Source organism: Hahella chejuensis KCTC 2396, assembly GCF_000012985.1.
Lineage (GTDB): Bacteria > Pseudomonadota > Gammaproteobacteria > Pseudomonadales > Oleiphilaceae > Hahella > Hahella chejuensis.
Genome location: NC_007645.1, coordinates 127,267 through 145,410 on the forward strand (window position 1 = coordinate 127,267; position 18,144 = coordinate 145,410).

Sequence of the window (18,144 nt, forward strand, 5' to 3'; positions counted from 1 at the left end):
TATATCTCTCATTTGAAAAGAATAGTGTGTCAGGTTGGAAATGAGCGTTGATGCTATTAAGTATTTATGACAGAAATATGACAGAACTGTAACAAAAGGTTCCAGGTTGAAAGCCTCATTGTTTCAGCTTCGGCACGAGTGCGTGAAAAAGCATAGCCTCGCTAAATGAATAAAATATGATAGATAAGAGGCGTTGTTTTCCTGAGAGTCCATAATAATTTGGATAGAGGCTATCCTCAGAGCCGAATCTTCCGCTTTCTGATAACGAGTTGAGCCTGCTATGCGTCGATCCGTTGCCTGGGCCACATTCCTGGAAGTGCTATGTGCGATTCTGCTGATGGCGGCGTTGATCGCCGCGTTGTTGTATATCTTCAATACGCCTGAAGCATCCGTGCAGGAAGAGACGTTAGCGCTTGATCAGGGCAGTCCGGAACTACCCAATAGTGTAAGCGGCTCAGGAGAGCGGGATCAGCCTCTTGTCAGCATGGAGGAAGGCCCCCGATTCGTTAAAATTGACGCCGGCGGCGTAGAGTTGGCGCCGGAGGCGGGGGATTGGTCCTGCGTACTCGATCGCAGCACTGGACTGTTGTGGGAAGTGAAGCGGGTTGACGGCGGTTTGCAGGATGCGGAGCACACCTACTCGTGGGCGCGGGAAGGCGACCTGCCGGCTGATGCGGAGCCGGACGCGCCACCGCCGGGAGGCAGCGTCTATAACCGTGGCCTGTGTCTGTATTCTGAGTGCGATACGGCAGCGTATGTGCGGGAAGTACGTGAATTAGGTCTGTGCGGCGCTTCCGACTGGCGTCTGCCTGAGGCGGCGGAGCTGCGTACTTTGGAGCACCCCACCCGTTATTATCCGGATATCGATACGGACTTCTTCCCCAACACGATCTCCGGCAATTACTGGACCTCGACGGAAGTGGAAAAGGCGAGGACGCTGGCTTGGTCCGTGGACTTTAACAATGGCTTCCCCTACATCGCTGAAAAGCGTCTGGCCCATCACCTTCGGTTAACCTCAGGACCTGTTCGCTAAGGACGTTATCGCGTTTCTATGTGGGTAAGGTTCACTATCGCTGAACCGGCTCAGATCTGCTATGTTGGGCGCACTTGGATACAGGATCTCAACATGACTGCGCCGAACACACATCCCTTCGATGCTTTAACCCCCGAATTTATCATGGACGCCGTCGAGAGCCAGGGCTATTTGTGCGATGGACGTATTTTCGCTCTCAATAGCTACGAAAACCGCGTCTATCAGGTCGGCATAGAAGGCGCCGATCCCTTGATCGCTAAATTTTACCGGCCGAATCGCTGGAGTCGGGAGCAAATCCTCGAAGAACATGAGTTCTGCTACGAACTGGTCGAGGCGGAGCTGCCCGTGGTGGCGCCGCTAAGAATGAATGATGGGGAAACGCTGCCGCAAGCTGGCGAATTCCACTTCTCTCTGTTCCCTCGCAAAGGCGGCCACGCGCCGGAACTGGATAACTTCGACAGCCTGCTGACGCTGGGCCGCCTGCTGGCCCGTATTCATGCGGTGGGAGCGGTCAAGCCCTTTCAGCACCGCCCGCGCATCGATACGCAAAGCTTTGGCCGCGACGCGGTAGCGTTGGTCAGGGAACAATTCGTCCCCAGTGAGTTACGCGCTTCCTATGACTCATTGACGCGCGATCTATTACAGGCGCTGGAAGAAATCATCGGTGACGGCGGCGACTATGTTTATATCCGCACTCATGGCGATTGTCACGTAGGCAACATTCTGTGGCGCGATGATGCGGCGCATTTTGTCGACTTTGACGATACCCGCATGGCTCCGGCCATACAGGACCTTTGGATGTTGCTCTCCGGCGACCGTCCCAACCGCACTGCGCAGTTGGTGGAGATCGTCGAGGGTTATAACGAATTCTATGATTTCCGCCCTTCTGAACTGAGACTGGTTGAAGCGTTGCGGACGTTACGCATGTTGAACTATTGCGCATGGCTGGCCAGCCGTTGGAGCGATCCCGCGTTTCCGCGCAATTTCCCCTGGTTCAACTCCGCCCGTTACTGGGGGGATCACATCCTGGAGTTACGTGAGCAACTTGCGGCGTTAAACGAAGAGCCTTTGCGACTCCCTTCCTACCAAGTTCGCTAAAACGCGATTCAATGAGATTGTATCGCCATGTAGGTATTGAAAACCGATACCTTACATGGCGGATTCCAACACTTCCCAGTTGCAGCTTCCGCTTTGCACAAAGCTCTTACATGTTGAGAGATGGCTGAAATCAGTTCTACCGTTAATAATTTCCTGCGTAGATGCGATGTGCCGGCGGTGAGTTCACATCGGTGATTCAGCTTTGGTCGTAAAACTATTCAAGGTGCGTGGTCAGCATGGACATTCTTATTCTTCTGGTAGTCGGCGCGGTGGTCGGCGGAGCCGCTTTGCAGTCCTTTGGCGGCGCGCTGATGGGCGCTGCGTTGGGCGCTTTGGCGGCCAGCTTTCATCGCCTGCAGATCAAAGTTCAAAAGCTGGAGAAAAAAGTCAGCGCATTTGAAAAAGCGCGTTCTGAGCCTGTCGCCGCACCGCCGCCAACGGTGGATCTCCCTCTTGCCTCAAACATGGAAATAGCGCCGTCACCGCAGCCTATGGCGACAACCTCGACAACTGTGACGGAAAGCGTGACGGTGTTGGGTGAGGTTGACGAGGTTAGGGAGAAGGTGGAGGACGCTTCTCTTGATATCAGCGACCTGCAGTTGGATCTGGAGCCGCCTTCAGCGCAGGCAGCCGAGATGGGGCAAACGTCCGACACCACATCGACAATGCCTGAGACAGAGCCGTCCCTGGAAGAACCCGCTATTACGCAAGCGCCGCCGGCTAAGGTTGTTCAGCCCGACTCCCTACGCGCCGCGTCAGCTGAACCGCCAGCTCCCAATATTGCCGACAAAGTAATGGCTTGGGTGACCAATTACTTCACCGGCGGCAATATTGTGGTGCGAGTGGGCGTGATTATCCTGTTTTTCGGCGTGGCGTTTTTATTGAAGTACGCGTCGCAAAAAGTCGTTATTCCCCTAGAGCTACGTTACCTGGGTGTGGCGGCGGGCGCCGCCGCCATGTTCGCTATCGGCTGGCGTTTACGCCGTAAAAATCAAAGCTATGGCCTCATTATGCAGGGCGGCGCGATTGGCCTTTTGTACATCATTATCTTCGCCGCATTCCGCCTGCATGGTTTGCTGTCTTCACTGACCAGCTTCTCATTGATGGTGGCGGTGGTGTGTTGCGGCATATTGATCGCCGTTTTGCAGAACGCCCATGCGCTGGCGGCGGTGAGCGTCATCGGCGGCTTCGCTGCGCCCATTCTCGCCTCTACCGGGCAGGGCTCGCATGTGGAGTTGTTTACTTACTATTTGCTTCTCAATCTGGGCGTTACCGCCATCGCCTGGTTTAAGTCCTGGCGCACGCTGAACTGGTTGGGGTTTGTTTTCACTTTCGGCATCGGCATGATCTGGGGCGCGCAGTATTACACCCCCATGTTCTTCCATTCTACTGAACCCTTCCTGATCGCCTTTGCGGTGATGTATAGCTTGATCGCCCTGCTGTTCGCCTTGCGTCAACCTCCCAACTTGAAGGGCCTGGTGGATGGCACCCTGGTGTTCGGGACGCCTACGGTCTTTATCGCCCTGCAATCGTTGATGGTTAAAGACACGCAATACGCCATGGCCTGGAGCAGCGCAGGCGTTGGCGTTTTCTATCTGACCCTGAGCTTGCTGGTGCGCGCACGTCCCCAGATGCGCTTGTTGTACGAATGCTATCTGGCGTTGACGGTGGCGTTTCTCACTCTGGCGATTCCTCTCGCCTTTGACGGCCGCGTTACTTCTGCGCTGTGGGCGGTGGAAGGCGTCGCCCTGTTTTGGGTGGGCGCGCGCCAACAGCGGCTGCTGCCGCGCTTTTCCGGACTGGGGTTGATGCTCTTCGGCGGCGGGATGTATCTCACTGAGCCGCCATCCCAGGAACCGCAATGGTTTGTGTTGAATGCGGACTTTATTGGAACTTTGCTGGTGGCCATCGCAGGTGGGCTCGCCGCCCGCATCGCGATGCGTTATCAGGATCGCCTGTTGCGTCAGGAAGTGCAGTGGGCTCCGATTATTCTGTCTTTGTGGGCCTATGCATGGTGGATGGCGGGCGGTCTGTTTGAGATTCATCGACACATTGCAGATACGCACCTGCCGATAGCCGGCAGTCTGTTCACTGTGCTGACCGCGGCGGCCTGTCAGTTCTTTGCGGGAAGATGGCGCTCGCCGCACTTGCCCTGGTTGGCGATGGCGAGTTTTGTGATCGGGGTGATCCACCTGTTTATGCACTATCAGGTAGACGCCCGCGCTATCGCGTGGCTGAACGCAGATTTCCTGGCGTCCATGACGTTGGTGTCGTATGCCTTAGGAGCGGGGATATTCGCCTGGCGCGGCGAGCAAAGCCGGTATTTTGCGCCGGCGGAAATGGTCAACGCGCTGGTGCTGGGCGTGGCGGTGGCGTTAGGCTCTTTGGCCGGCGGGGTCGAAGCTGCGGAGCAGTATCCGTCAGCGATGGAGGCGTCGGCGTTTTTACTGTTCTACACGTTCTTCATCGGCGTCTTTGCGCTTTCATACCTGCGCTTGCAATGGGCGACAGCGGCTTACCCCGCGTTATTGCTGGCTCCGGCGATATTACTTGTTTTGTTCATTTATGTGCTGGAATACCGGGCGTTATACGCCAACGCCGGCTGGTTAGCGTTCCCAGTGGCGTGGGCGGCGCATTTCGGATATCTGCGCCTGATACAGGATCGCGTACGCGCGCCAGTAGGTCTGTTTCACTGCGTAATGCTCTTAGCTCTGATTTTCGCAATCACTTGGCAGATTCATTTTGAAATCACCGGCGAATATGATCCTGAAACCATGGCCGGGCAGGCGATATGGGGATTGGTTCCCGCTCTGGCGTTGCTGGCTCTGCGGCGCGGCATGTCCTCGGTCTGGCCCTTTAGGCGCTATCCGAACGAGCTGCTGCAGTGGCTTCCACGCGCAATAATGGCGAGCGTTGGATTGTGGATGTTGTGGAGTAACATGGTTGCGCCGGCGAACAAGGGGCTGGCGCTGTTGAACCCGCTTGATCTGGTGAACCTACTGGCTTTGTGGGTGCTGTGGACGGAGGTGCGCCGCCATGGCGCGCTGGATGCGCTTAAGCAACGAGTCGCTTCATATGGCGTGGTGGCGGCGTTTTGCTTCCTGTGGCTCAACGCAGCCCTGTTTCGCGCATTTCATTTTAGTCTGGCGATACCTTATCGCTTCGACGATATGGTGTCGTCCATTGTGGTGCAGAGCGGCATGAGTCTGCTGTGGAGCATTGCGGGCATGCTGTGCATGCTGGTCGGCGCGCGCAGGGCGCATCGCTCTGTATGGATGATCGGCGGCGGACTGATGGTGGCGGTGGTGGCCAAACTGTTTCTTTTCGACCTCTCCGGTACGGGCACCGTGGCCCGTATTGTGGCCTTTATCAGTGTTGGCGTGGTGTTGTTGCTGGTGGGTTACTTCGCGCCGGTCCCGCCCCGGGAGGGCGCTGAGAAAGCGCCCTCGTCGGAAGCGGAAAGTGGTGTGGAGTAAGCGTCAGGCCAAGGCTTGTTTAAGGAAGGCGATGGTGCGCTCCCAGGCTAACTGAGCGGCTTTCGCGTCATAACGGGAGGCGTTGGCGTCATTGTGAAAGGCGTGATTGACGCCTTCGTACATGTGCAGTTCATAGCGCGCGCCAGCGGCGTCCAGGGCTTCACGGTAGTCGGGAATGCCCTGGTTAATACGGTCATCCAAACCCGCATAGTGGAGTTGTAGCGGGACTTTGATCCTGGCTGCGTCAGCAGCGCTTGCCTGCCTGCCGTAAAAGGCCACGGCGGCGCTGAGATCCTGAGAGTGAGCCGCCAACTGATTGGCCATGGCGCCGCCCCAACAGAAACCAACGCAGCCTACCTTGCCATTGCAGTCCTCGCGTTTTTTGACGTAGGAGACCGCCGCCTCAAAGTCGCGGCGAGCCTTGTCGCCGTCCAATTGCGCAATCATGCCGCGGGCTTTGTCCTGATCGCCCGGCGTGCCTCCCAGAGGGGACAACCCATCCGGAGCAAGGGCGATGAAGCCCGCCAGCGCCGCGCGTCTCGCCACGTCTTCAATGTGTGGATGCAGTCCTTTATTCTCATGAATGATCACTACGCCAGGCAGCGGTGCGGATGTGTCTTTGGGTTTGGCGAGATAAGCGCGGATGACGCTCTCGCCGCCGGGATACTCCACATAATCGCTGGATAAACGGGAGTCGTCCTTAGCGATGGTTTCCGCCCGTGCGTAGTTGTTTTCCAGTAGTGGGAGAAGGGCCATGGCCGCCGTGGTCCCGCCAGCAAGTCTGGTCAGGCGCTCAATGAAGGTTCTGCGACTCATGGTGGAGTGCGTGTATTCGTCGTAAAGCTGGATGTACTTTTGTTCCATGGAAAGCTCCTTCTCTTGTTGATCCGCTATTGATCAGCGGCTTGTCGCCGCGCAGGCGCATTCTTGTTTTTGGGTACTGCTTAACTAACGAAAATCTTTAGCCGTAACCGCTCAGTTCACGAAACTGTCATTTACTTGCAGTAAAAGAGCTGTCGGATCAACGCTGTTAAGGTTTAAAAAATGACTGTACAACATCCTCAATATGGTTGGGAAATCAAAGACTCTGATGACATTCCCTCCAGTCCTGAGCAGGGCCGGAGCTTCTTTGACATCCTGCAGGCGCGGACTTCCCGTCGCAGCGTACTGCGCGGTTTCGCTGCGGGCGCGGCGGCCTCCGGCGTTTCACTGACCGGCTGCAGCGCAATCATGGCTGGCTCGGACAAGGGAGAGCTGACTTTCACGGAGTTGCCTCACGGCCAGGATGAAACATTCCATGTGGCGCCCGGTTATGAGCACGACGTCCTGATCAGCTGGGGCGATAAAGTGTTAGCGGATGCGCCGGCGTTTGATCCCCATAACCAGAGCGCGCAAGCGCAATCCAAACAGTTCGGTTACAACAACGATTTTGTCGGCTTTCTGTCTTTACCGTTGGGCTCCGACAATTCAGATCACGGTCTGCTGGCTGTGAACCACGAATACACTATCTCTGAGCTGATGTTCCCAGGTTCGCCGAAAACGGACCAGATGAGCAAGGCGCAGGCGGATATCGACATGATGGCGCACGGTCTCAGCATCATCGAAATCAAGAAAACCGACGGCAAGTGGGCGGTTGTGCAAGGCTCAAAATACAACCGTCGCATCACGCCGGTAACGGAAATGCGCATGACCGGCCCGGCCGCCGGCAGCGACCGCTTGCGCACCGCGATTTCCCAGGATGGAGTAAGAACCCTGGGCACCTACGGCAACTGCGCCGGCGGCGTCACGCCCTGGGGTACGGTATTGACCGCTGAAGAAAATGTGCAGAACTACTTCAAAGGCGATCCGACCAAGACCAAAGAAGCGGAAAACTACAGGCGCTTTGGCTTATCCGGCGAACATGAATACGCCTGGGCCAATTACTATGACCGCTGGAACCTGGCGAAAAGCCCCAACGAACCGCTGCATGTGGGCTGGATCGTGGAGATCGACCCGTTTGATCCCGAATCCAGGCCGCAAAAGCGCACTGCCCTGGGTCGTTGCAAGCATGAAGGCTGTAATGTCTATGTGAACAAGGACAACCGCGTGGTGGCCTACACCGGCGACGATCAACGCTTCGAGTATGTCTACAAGTTTGTGAGCAAGAACAAATACGATCCCAGCAACCGCGCCGCCAATATGCGCCTGCTGGAGGAAGGAACGCTGTACGTGGCGGAGTTCACGGACGGCGGTCTGGTGACCTGGCGTCCGCTGGTATTCGGCCAGGGCCCGCTGACGGCGGCCAACGGCTTCCGTAATCAGGGCGATGTCATGATTGACGTGCGTAAGGCGGCGGATCTGCTCGGCGCCACCCGCATGGATCGCCCTGAAGATGTGGAAGTGAACCCACAAACCGGTTCAGTGTTTGTGATGCTGACTAACAACAGCAAGCGTAAGGAAGGCGACACCAACGCCGCCAACCCTCGCGCCAAAAACCAGTCCGGCCATATTATCGAAATGACGCCGCCGGATGGCGACCACACAGCGGATCGCTTTATGTGGGATATGTTCATTATCGCCGGCAATCCGCAGACGGAAGGCGCTAAATATCACCCGGATATTTCCGCCAACGGCTGGTTCGCCGACCCGGACAACTGCGCCTTCGACAATCACGGCAACCTCTGGATCGCGACCGACGGCGCCTACAAAGACGGCGTCGCCGATGGCGTCTGGGCCTGTGCGGTATCCGGCGAAGCGCGTGCGTTGACCAAACATTTCCTGCGCACGCCGTTGCAGGCGGAGCTGTGCGGGCCGTTCTTCACCCCGGACAATCAGTCTTTCTTCTGCTCGGTGCAGCATCCCGGCGAAGAAGGTACTTATGATCAACCCACCACGCGCTGGCCGGATTTCCGCAACGACCTGCCGCCGCGTCCTTCCGTAGTGGCGATCAATAAGACCGGCGGCGGCCGCATCGGTAGCTGACGCATTATCGATCGCATAATCTGAAGGTAACGAGAAAACCGGTGCTGGAAACAGCGCCGGTTTTTTTTATGCGTGAATGTTTATTGAGCGTTTTCGCCAATGGTTTGGAAGATTACGCCATTCTCCGACGCTGGCGATCTTAATAGTATGAATTTGCGTTCACACTTTAGATGACAGCTATGAAACTCGACAGCTATCTCTCCAAACAAGAACAACAAGAATTAAGACAGGGCTCCAATTTTCGGGGCATGATAGGCTTCGTGACTACTTGGGGGCTGATCGTCGGTGTGAGCGCGCTTTTTGCTCTCTATCCTAATGTTTTCACTCTGATTCTGGCGCTCGTCGTGCTCGCCAATCGGCAGCTGGCGTTGGGGATTTTATTGCATGACTGTTCCCATCGCTCCTGGTTCCGTAGCCAATGGCTGAACGATCAGCTGGGACACTGGCTGGCTGGCGTTCCGGTGCTGGTTCCGTTGCCTTTCTATCGCAAATATCACTTTATTCATCACGTTAAGACCGGCGCGGACGAAGATCCGGACGTGGGCAATATCCGCAGCTATCCGGTCAGTAAAACCAGTATGCGACGTAAGGTTTTTCGTGACTTCACCGGGCAGTCCGGGCTGAAGAATGCGTTGGCGCTGCTGCTGTATGTGAATACCGGCAGACCCGGCAACGCAGTGTCCATGGGGGTGCAGACCCGGCAGGTCGATAAGGCGGAAGTGCGTCGCACCACGCTGCGTAACTTCAGCCATCTGTTGCTGATGCACGGCGGTTTCCTGGGTCTGTGTGTGGCGTTGGGCCACTGGGAAGTCTATCTGTTGTGGTGGGTCGCCTATATCTTCACGTACCCCTTTATCATCCGCGTGCGCCAGGTCGCCGAACATGGGGCTATGCCGGCGTTATCCTCCGATGACGTGCGCGACACCACGCGCACCACGCTGGCGCGCTGGTGGGAGCGTCTCTTGTTTGCGCCACATTATGTGAACTATCACTGCGAGCATCATGCTTTGCCCACTGTCCCCGGTTATAACCTGCCGCGCATGCATCAGATGCTGCGCGACCGCGGCTTCTATCAGGATAAGCCCGCAGCCTTGGTTGTCGGCTATCCAGAGATCATCCGTAAAGCCGCTTCCGCCTAAATCTTTCTTACCTTCATATCCGTCTTTTCTGCCTTTTTTGTTTTTCTGACTTTGCGCATTCCTGCGCGCTTTTTGCGTGCGCGTAATCCGCTCGTAACTCCCTGTTGTAGCGGTCTTAGTCCATATAACGTCTACCATTTCACCTGTACGGCCTATTCTTTGCTGACCAGAAACCGGCTATCAATATCGTCACAAAAATAACCATAAGCTGTCATAGCGGCCACGTAGGGTATTCCAGTTGTACGCCCGGCATTACTAACCTGGAGCCAGTTAAATGAATAAGAACCTATGGATGATCCTGCTGGGGGCGATGGGGCAAATGATCTGCCCGTCTTCTCATGGGGAATTGTTGATCAGTGAAGTGTTGTACGACGCGCCTGATAACGACGCGTCGCAAGAGTGGGTGGAAATTTTCAATCCGTCCTGCCAGAGCGTGAGTCTGGCGGACTACAGTTTGCAGGACAACGGCGGCGCTTATCCATTGAGCGGTGTGATCGGCGCGGGTTCTTATGTCAGCGTGGCGAAGAACACGGCTGGATTCCAAGGTCTGTTCGGGGCCAACCCGACGCTTTCAGGAATGTCCTTAAGTCTCGGTAACTCCGGTGATTTCGTCAAGCTGATGAAAGGGACTCAGGAAGTGGACATGGTGGCCTGGGAAGGGGCGGTGTCCCAGTGGTATTTGAATGCGCAAAATGTGTCTCTGATGCGCTTCGCCAGCGACGACACGGACACCCAGCAGGACTGGATCGTCGCCGCGACGGCGGGCGCGCCGGGCGTGGGCGATCTTGACGCCGGCTGCGGCGGGTCTGACCAGGGACCCGGCGACGACTCGCCGACCACAGGCGCCCTCGTCAACGGCGTCGCCAAGACAGGACTGGCGGGCGCAGCAGGCTCGCAGACGTTCTATGTCGGCGAGGTTCCCGCCGGCGCGGTCAGCCTTAAGTTCGAGCAGTACGACGGCAAAGGCGATGCGGACTTATTCGTGCGTTTCGGCGCGGCGCCCACTTCCTCTGTCTACGACTGTCGCCCCTATGCGGGAGGCAACAACGAAACCTGCGAATTTAAAGGCCCGGCAGCGGGGGATTATCACGTCATGGTGAGCGGCTATAGCGATTACAGCGGGCTCAGCCTGCGTATGAGCTACAGCGTCGACAGCGGAGGCGATGATGGATACGACGACGTTGACGGCTATTACTCTTCCGCGATGGGGAAAACCGGGGCGGCGCTGAAATCAGCGCTCAATGGCATTTTGCGTGACCATGCGGCAATGAGTTACTCCCAGGTTTGGGACGCCCTCAAGTACACGGATGAAGACCCTGACGACAGCGGGAATGTGATGTTGTTGTATTCCGGCCGCTCTATCGACAAAGACGATAACGCCGGACAGTCCAATTCCGGCGACGCCTGGAATCGGGAACATGTATGGCCCAAGAGTCATGGCTTCAGCAGTAGTAGTCAGCATGCCCACACCGACATCCATCACCTGCGTCCGGCGGATGTTTCTATCAATGGCGATCGCGGCAATAAAGACTTCGATCTGGGCGGAAGTCCGATCAGCGAGGCTCCGGAGAACAAGACGGACGCTGACAGCTTTGAACCCAGAAATGCGGTGAAAGGCGATGTGGCGCGCATGATTTTCTACATGGATGTGCGCTATGAAGGCGGCGATGACAGCGGCACCCCGAATCTGCAGCTCGTCAACTATTCCGGCACCGGGACCAACGATCCCAAACTGGGCAAGCTATGCCAGCTGTTGCAATGGCATAACCAGGACCCGGTGGACGCCTGGGAGAAACGTCGCAACCAGCGTATTTATGAACGCCAGGGTAATCGCAATCCGTTTATTGATAATCCGGGATGGGCGCAGGAAATCTACGCGGCTTCTTGCCAGTAGCGCTCATCGCGTTTATTAAAAGCGCAAAGGCGCGCCGCGGTCGTGGGGATCGCGGCGGTTTATCTATTCGCTATATTCGTCATAGTCGAAGCGGGAACTTTCCTGTTATAAACGTGGGTTTATGCTTTTGTACTTCGAATTCAGGCGAGCACTCGCGAAGGGGGAGGCGGCGTTATCATGGCGGAATTTTCTGGATTTTCCCCAGCGTTTTTTGAATTTTTCCAGCAATTGCAGGCAAATAACAACAAGGAATGGTTTGAAGAGAACAAAGCGCGCTTCAAACAGGACGTGCAGCAGCCGCTGGTGCGCTTTATTGAGGCCATGGCGCCGGAGCTGATGAAAGTCTCTCCTTATTTTGTGGCGGACCCGCGCTTGAACGGCGGCTCAATCTTTCGCATCTACCGGGACACCCGTTTCTCCAAGGACAAGACGCCTTACAAAACCCACGCCGCCGCGCAATTCCGGCATCAACAATATAAGAACGTGCATACGCCTGGCTTTTATGTGCATCTGGCGACGGATGAAATCTTCTTCGGCGGCGGTATCTGGATGCCGGAGTCGCAAGAGCTGTTGAAGATTCGTGAGCGTATTCGCGATAAGCCAAGCGCCTGGGAGAAGGTGTTGGCGGATAAGAAACTGAAGAAGGCGCATGGCGGCGTAACCGGAGATGGGCTCACGCGACCGCCGAAAGGCTTCGACGCGGACACGCCTCATATTGACGACATCAAGCGCAAGAGTTTCTTCGCCATGACGCAATGTCCTTTGGACGCGGCCATGGATAAAGATTTCCATAAACAGGTCGCCGCCGGCTTTGCGGCGGCGGGACCTTTGGTGGCGTTTTTGTGCGGCGCGATGAACGTACAGTTCTAACCGCGGCTTCGAGATAGACGCTAGAACAGCGTCTTCATGGTTCCCCCATCCACCACCAATGACGCCCCGGTGATGTAGCTGGCGGCGTCGGACAACAGAAATACCGCCGCATTGGCGAATTCCTCCGGGCTGCCGTATCGACCCAGGGGGATGCTGGATGCGGAGGCGTCGCGCTGTTGCTCAACCGATACGCCTTTTTTCGCTGCTGCGGTGGCGTCCAGAGACTGAACCCGAGGCGTGTCGATGCGCCCGGGAATCAGATTATTGACGCGAATACCTTCGCTTGCCAGGCTCCGCGACAGACTCTTCATCAGGCTGGTCACCCCAGAGCGCATGACGTTGGACAGCAACAGCATGTCGATGGGTTCTTTCACTGAGGAAGAGGTGATGCTGAGAATGCTGCCTTTCCCCTGTCCGCGCATGGCGGGCAATACCGCGCGCACCATGCGTACGCTGCTCATTAAGGTGAGTTCGAAAGCCCCGATCCAGGCGGCGTCGTCAAAATCGTCAAATTGTCCCGCTGGAGGTCCGCCGGCGTTCACCACCAGCCCCTGAGGGACTCCCAACTCATCGACGGTTCGTTGCGCCCAGGCGCTGATGGCGGAGGCGTCCCTGGCGTCCACGGACATCGCCAGCACCTTGGCTCCTGTGGCGGCGCGGATTTTTTCCGCCGCTGCGTCAATGCCTTCCTGGGATCGGCTCATAATGGATAAACGGGCGCCCTGACGCGCGCATTCAATGGCGATCGCGAAGCCCAGGCCGGAGCTGGCGGCGGCCACCATGACGGTCTTATCCTGCAATCCAAATTCCATCGTCGCTTACCTCTTTGAAGTGATAGGGACTGGCTGGCGTCAGCGGCTGGAGCCGGCCATCACCAGACCGAAACTGATGAATACGCCGCCGGTGACTTTGTTAAAGCGGTTCATGATTTTCTCTTTGCGCAAATAGGCGCGCAGGCGGGTGGACAAGGCGGCGTAAAAAGACAGGAAACCAAATGAACACACTGCGAAAGTCAGCGCCAAAGGCGGGAACTGTTGAAGAAAGGGTTTGGATACGTCAATGAACTGGGGAAACAAGGCGGTGAAAAAGGCGATGGCCTTGGGGTTGCTGATGCCGGTCAGAAAGCCTTCCCGGTACAGTTCCCAACGGCTGTAAGCCAGCGTGGAAACCTCGCCGTCCGCGTCAATGGGAAGCGCGCCCTTGCTGCGCCAGGCTTTGACGCCGAGATAAATCAGATAAAGCCCGCCCAGCACTTTGATGATAGTGAACAAAGTAGCGGACGCCAGAATCGCGGAGCCTAAGCCCAGTGCGGAGACCGCCGCCAGCAGCAAAACGGCGGTGACGTTGCCGGCGATGCTGACGCTGGCGCCTTTAAGACCATACTTGGCCCCATTCTTCACCGCCAGAAATACGGCGGGTCCGGGACTGGCGATAGCGGTGGCGACAATGGCCAGGAATATCAGGTACTCCGTCATGCTTTATTCTCCTTGTTGTCTATGGCGCGCCAGCGTTTATCTGTGATTGCTTCGTTTTTTCCGCGCCGTTGTCCAGCTCACCCCACGCAGGGCAACTATACTGAGAGGGTCTGACGGCAATTAAAGGCGGCCGGAAATGGAACCAATTAAAATCGGATATCGGTTCAAGCTCGATAAGTCGCGCAGCGAAAATTTTGAAATCACGCTCGATGAGAACAATGTAGAAGTTCTTGATCGAAATATAAAAGACTTTCCAGAGTGGACACAACTGGATTGTCATAAATGCCCTCATTGTCCACTCGACTCCATGTACCATCCTCACTGCCCGGCGGCTTTAAGCCTAGTGGAGGTGGTGCAGCGCTGCCAGGATATTATGTCTTACGAGCAGGTAGATCTTGAGGTGGCGATTGGGGACAAGAAAATCTGCCAGCATACCTCGGCGCAAAAAGCGTTGAGCGCGTTGATAGGGTTGCTGATGTCCACCAGCGGCTGTCCGCACCTGGATTTTTTCCGTCCTATGGCGCGCCTGCATCTGCCGATGGCGACGGAGCAGGACACTGTGTTCCGCGCCGCCGGCATGTACCTGCTGGCGCAGTATTTCCGGGCGGCGGAAGGTCGGGATATCGATTTGACTCTGCGTGGGCTGAAGACCATTTATCGTAATCTGCATCAACTCAATTTGTGCATCTCCAAGCGACTGCGCACTGCGTCGGAAGCGGACTCTTCTGTAAACGCGGTCATTTTGTTGGATCTGTTCAGCACCGTGATTCCCATCATTATCGAAGACAATCTGGAAGATATACGCGACTGGTTCGATCCCTACATGTCGGAGCTGTTCGACAGGGTATTGGAGCAGGCGGATAAAGAACAGGACTAGCCCTGCGGCGATGTGTCCAGCAGGCTGAGATACTGTGGCGGTACGGCGTCGGTAAGCCATACCTGATTGGCGGAGAGATAGAAAGCGTGTCCCGCCAGGGTTAACGCTTTGGCGTCGATGCGGAAGATCACAGGCTTGCCATGTCGGCTTCCCACCTTATGGGCGGTCTCCACATCCGCGCTCAAGTGGACATGGCGACGTTGACCGGGTTGTAAGCCTGTAGCGAGGATGGCGTCCGTGAATCGCGTGGCGGAGCCGTGATACAGCTCATCCGGCGGCGTCACCGGCGTCAATTGCAGGTCCACGTCAATAGAATGTCCCTGGCTGGCGCGAATGCGACGTTTGTCCCCGGACAGGGCGAAGCGCTGTTTGTCATTGGTGGCGACGATCTCCAGCACGTCCTGCAAACTGATATTCACGCCCTGACGGGCGGCGCCCGCCAGTAACACCTCGATATCGGCCCAGCCGTTGGCGTCCAGAGGAAGCTGGATCAGTTCCGGCTGATGACGCAGCACCAGGCTGAGAAACTTGCTTTTTGATTTCAGCTTCTTATCCATGGACGCCAGACCTGCGGAGTTAGGAAAGAATCTCGACGTATTTTTGAATCACCTGATCAAAGCCCATTTCCAACGCCTCCACTGTTAACGCATGGCCGATGGACACTTCCGCGATCGTGCCTTCCGCCACCAGCGGCGCCAGATTCTCCAGGTTAAGATCGTGTCCGGCGTTCACTGTCAGGCCCAGAGACACGGCGTAGCGAGCGCAGGCCAGATACTTGGCGGCGATGGCGTCGAATTGCGGGGCTCCATAAGCGTGGGCGTATTCTTCCGTGTACAGTTCGATGCGCTTGGCGCCGGTTTCCTGGGCCAGTTTGATCTGGGCTTCATCGGGGTCCATAAACAGACTGACGCGTACGCCGGCGGCCTGTACTTTACGTACGATATCGGTGACGAATTCGCCGTCCTGGTTTAAATCCCAGCCGTGATCGGAAGTGATCTGGTCGGGCTTGTCCGGCACCAGCGTGAATTGATGAGGCTTGTAACGCAGCACCTGCTCGATCAGCTCTTCTTCCGGGTAACCTTCGATGTTCAGCTCGGCGTCGGCGAACTCCTTCACCAGCTCGCTCAGGTCGGCGATGTCGCTGTAACGGGCGTGACGCTGATCAGGACGCGGGTGAATGGTGACCCCACCGGCGCCCGCCTGCAACGCGCGGCGTCCGAACGCCTTCACGCTGGGATAATCGCGCCCTCTCGAATTGCGGATCAGGGCGATCTTGTTGAGGTTTACGCTCAGAACGGTCTTCATATCTGCTGGGTCCTTATAAAACTGTCACGCGATGTTGCAGGATCATAGCACCCCGCAGCGGACAAACCCACTGCGACGCCGCGCAGCCAAGGGTTTTCCCCAGAAGTTTGTAAGTGCTTATTATGCTTAAATAAAGCACCCAATAACCGGTATTGAGGTCGCCTTTCTGATGACTCAACGACTTTGCCCCCTACGGATATCGCGCGTCATAAGACGTAGCGCTGCGCTGATTATGCTCCTGCTGTCCTTTTCCGCCCTGGCCGTCCCGGAGGGATGGAAAGTGTTGATGGATAACGGCGAAGAGCTGTTTATTCCCGGAGACCTGAAAGCGGACGAAGAATACCGCATGTTTATTTCCGTGGCGGAAGACGTTCCGCAAAGTGGATATCGGGATTGGTTTGAACGTGTGCTGAAAGAAGACGGCGGCAAGCTGGGCGAGGTTATCGACACGCTGGCGGTCAAAGAAAATAAAGGCGGCGTACTTAGCTCTACAGTGATGATGCAGACCGAGGGTAAGGCGCGATTCGTCCACTATATGGCGTTTTACGGTAAGGGGAAGGCGGTATACATGCGCATTTTCGCTTCAGACGGCGCTAAATTAGTTGCCCGCTACGGCGCAGGCATGCAGCAGATAATGAAGGAAACCCTGCCGTTACGGCTCAAGGGCGTCGCCAGTCAGTTAGGCGCTGCGACTCCGGCTCAGCCTGCGACGCAGAAATCTGCGCCGAGCCTTCCTGCATCAACCCAAAGTACAGGTGTAACCAGAAAAACGGATATCCAAAAAGTCGATAATGGCTCTCTTCCAAAGTATTCCTTGCCTTCGCATTACGAAGCGCTGGTGTGCGATTACACAACGGGCATCTCCAACTCCAACTACAAAGTGGATAACTTTGTTTATCTGTTATTTAAGGACGGTAGCGCTTACAAGCGCTTGACGGTTCCCCCTGAAGATTTCGACATCGCCAAAGCACGCAAAGAAAATCCGAAAAACTGGGGCGTCTGGAAGAAGAACGGCGACGGATACCGGGTTAAGGTCGGCGGCGACTGGCGTGAGCTTAAGCACAGCGACCTTCTGGAGCCTGCGCGGATCGGGGAACGACTGAACCGTTACATCTACATCATGAACGCGTATGGTATGGCGGGCATTTCCAGCACCTCCAGCGTGTACACCAACAGTTGGACCTTTCTCGGCTCAGGGCGCTTCACCAAAGGTTCCTCCAGCCTGCATGGCTCGGGGGGGGCGGCGTCAGCCCTGACCGGAACCAGTGTATACGCCTCCAGCAAAAGCGATGAGCACGGAGACAGCTCGGTGGCTGGCGGGATGGCGCCGGGTGTGGTGACCTCCACAACCAGAGAGAACAACGACGGCGCTAAAAACCGGGGCGCATATCAACTGAACGGCTACGCCATGAATCTGAGTTTCGATAACGGCGAAAAACAGCGCATGCTGTTTGGATTTTGCCACGGCGACCGTACAGATCCTTTTCTCGGCGGAACCCAGTATTGGATGAAGGAGTCTGACGCTGAGCGTGATCTGCCGACCGACTGGAAAATGGTGATCACTGAAAATGAGGACCAGTTTTATATTCCCGGCGATCTCAAGGAAGGGGAAGTCTATCGTCTGGTGATCTCTCCGAAAGTGGAATTAAACGGACGCTCGATGGAGGACTGGTTTAAGCAGACGGTGACGGAAAACCTGTCGTATCTCGGTGAACCGCTCTTGGCCCAAAACTGGACAGGCCAGCAGGGGCTTTATCAGTACTACAATGCGTTCAAGGAAAATGGCAGAGACCTGTATGTGGTGTATTACGGCATGAAGACACGAGGTCGATTCGGGCGCTTCGTTCGTCTCGTAATCTCCGATTCCGCTATGGCTAAGCGTTATACCAAGGAGTTACAACCGGCTTTTAAAGAAGCTTTCCGACAATAACGTCGCCAGAGGTTTGAAAGTTGCCATCGTCACGCTTTGCTAGAACTCTACACAGACTGCGGGTCTTTATCGCCACGCTACCTTTT

The 18,144-nt window shown here is 56.2% G+C and carries 14 protein-coding genes; 9 read left to right on the top strand and 5 right to left on the bottom strand.

Going from position 1 to position 18,144, the window contains the following annotated elements:
* Nucleotides 1-280 precede the first annotated feature (280 nt).
* The 3 genes from HCH_RS00545 to HCH_RS00555 all read left to right on the top strand — a co-directional run bounded on the left by HCH_RS00545 (nt 281) and on the right by HCH_RS00555 (nt 5,607).
* Nucleotides 281-1,033, top strand: a complete 753-nt coding sequence (locus HCH_RS00545) for a DUF1566 domain-containing protein (RefSeq protein ID WP_011394114.1) — start codon at nt 281-283, stop codon at nt 1,031-1,033.
* A gap of 93 nt (nt 1,034-1,126) precedes the next feature.
* Nucleotides 1,127-2,131 (top strand): serine/threonine protein kinase, encoded by a 1,005-nt coding sequence (locus tag HCH_RS00550; protein ID WP_011394115.1) that lies wholly within the window; start codon nt 1,127-1,129, stop codon nt 2,129-2,131.
* A gap of 236 nt (nt 2,132-2,367) precedes the next feature.
* Entirely contained in the window at nt 2,368-5,607 is a 3,240-nt protein-coding gene (locus HCH_RS00555) for a DUF2339 domain-containing protein (protein WP_011394116.1), read from the top strand.
* A 3-nt stretch (nt 5,608-5,610) separates the two neighbouring features.
* On the opposite strand, the gene HCH_RS00560 is transcribed toward HCH_RS00555, so the two are convergent.
* A complete protein-coding gene (locus tag HCH_RS00560) occupies nt 5,611-6,471 on the bottom strand; it encodes a dienelactone hydrolase family protein (RefSeq protein ID WP_011394117.1) in 861 nt (286 codons plus the stop codon).
* Nucleotides 6,472-6,651: 180 nt separating this feature from the next.
* Here HCH_RS00560 and HCH_RS00565 point away from each other — a divergent pair, with 180 nt between their 5' ends.
* From HCH_RS00565 to HCH_RS00580, 4 genes are all read left to right on the top strand, one after another.
* Nucleotides 6,652-8,568 (top strand): PhoX family protein, encoded by a 1,917-nt coding sequence (locus tag HCH_RS00565; RefSeq protein WP_011394118.1) that lies wholly within the window; start codon nt 6,652-6,654, stop codon nt 8,566-8,568.
* Between the two features lie 179 nt (nt 8,569-8,747).
* Complete coding sequence (locus tag HCH_RS00570; protein ID WP_041598335.1) at nt 8,748-9,707, top strand: fatty acid desaturase family protein; 960 nt, start codon at nt 8,748-8,750, stop codon at nt 9,705-9,707.
* Between the two features lie 274 nt (nt 9,708-9,981).
* Nucleotides 9,982-11,601, top strand: coding sequence for an endonuclease (locus HCH_RS00575; protein WP_011394121.1), 1,620 nt, complete (start codon nt 9,982-9,984; stop codon nt 11,599-11,601).
* Nucleotides 11,602-11,778: 177 nt separating this feature from the next.
* Nucleotides 11,779-12,471, top strand: coding sequence for a DUF2461 domain-containing protein (locus tag HCH_RS00580; protein ID WP_011394122.1), 693 nt, complete (start codon nt 11,779-11,781; stop codon nt 12,469-12,471).
* Nucleotides 12,472-12,491: 20 nt separating this feature from the next.
* On the opposite strand, the gene HCH_RS00585 is transcribed toward HCH_RS00580, so the two are convergent.
* Nucleotides 12,492-13,283: an SDR family oxidoreductase gene (locus HCH_RS00585; protein ID WP_011394123.1), complete on the bottom strand. Its 792-nt coding sequence runs from the start codon at nt 13,281-13,283 to the stop codon at nt 12,492-12,494.
* Between the two features lie 39 nt (nt 13,284-13,322).
* On the bottom strand, nt 13,323-13,946 hold the full coding sequence (locus tag HCH_RS00590; RefSeq protein WP_011394124.1) for a LysE family translocator: 624 nt from the start codon (nt 13,944-13,946) through the stop codon (nt 13,323-13,325).
* Nucleotides 13,947-14,082: 136 nt separating this feature from the next.
* Here HCH_RS00590 and HCH_RS00595 point away from each other — a divergent pair, with 136 nt between their 5' ends.
* Nucleotides 14,083-14,823, top strand: a complete 741-nt coding sequence (locus HCH_RS00595) for a DUF6901 family protein (protein WP_011394125.1) — start codon at nt 14,083-14,085, stop codon at nt 14,821-14,823.
* Here HCH_RS00595 and HCH_RS00600 read toward each other — a convergent pair.
* Together HCH_RS00600 and HCH_RS00605 are read right to left on the bottom strand one after the other, a co-directional pair.
* Nucleotides 14,820-15,380, bottom strand: a complete 561-nt coding sequence (locus HCH_RS00600) for an RNA 2'-phosphotransferase (protein ID WP_011394126.1) — start codon at nt 15,378-15,380, stop codon at nt 14,820-14,822. The genes HCH_RS00595 and HCH_RS00600 overlap by 4 nt on opposite strands.
* 19 nt (nt 15,381-15,399) lie before the next feature.
* Complete coding sequence (locus tag HCH_RS00605; RefSeq protein ID WP_011394127.1) at nt 15,400-16,128, bottom strand: pyridoxine 5'-phosphate synthase; 729 nt, start codon at nt 16,126-16,128, stop codon at nt 15,400-15,402.
* 232 nt (nt 16,129-16,360) lie between these two features.
* Here HCH_RS00605 and HCH_RS00610 point away from each other — a divergent pair, with 232 nt between their 5' ends.
* Nucleotides 16,361-18,058, top strand: coding sequence for a hypothetical protein (locus HCH_RS00610; RefSeq protein WP_041598336.1), 1,698 nt, complete (start codon nt 16,361-16,363; stop codon nt 18,056-18,058).
* Nucleotides 18,059-18,144: the final 86 nt, after the last annotated feature.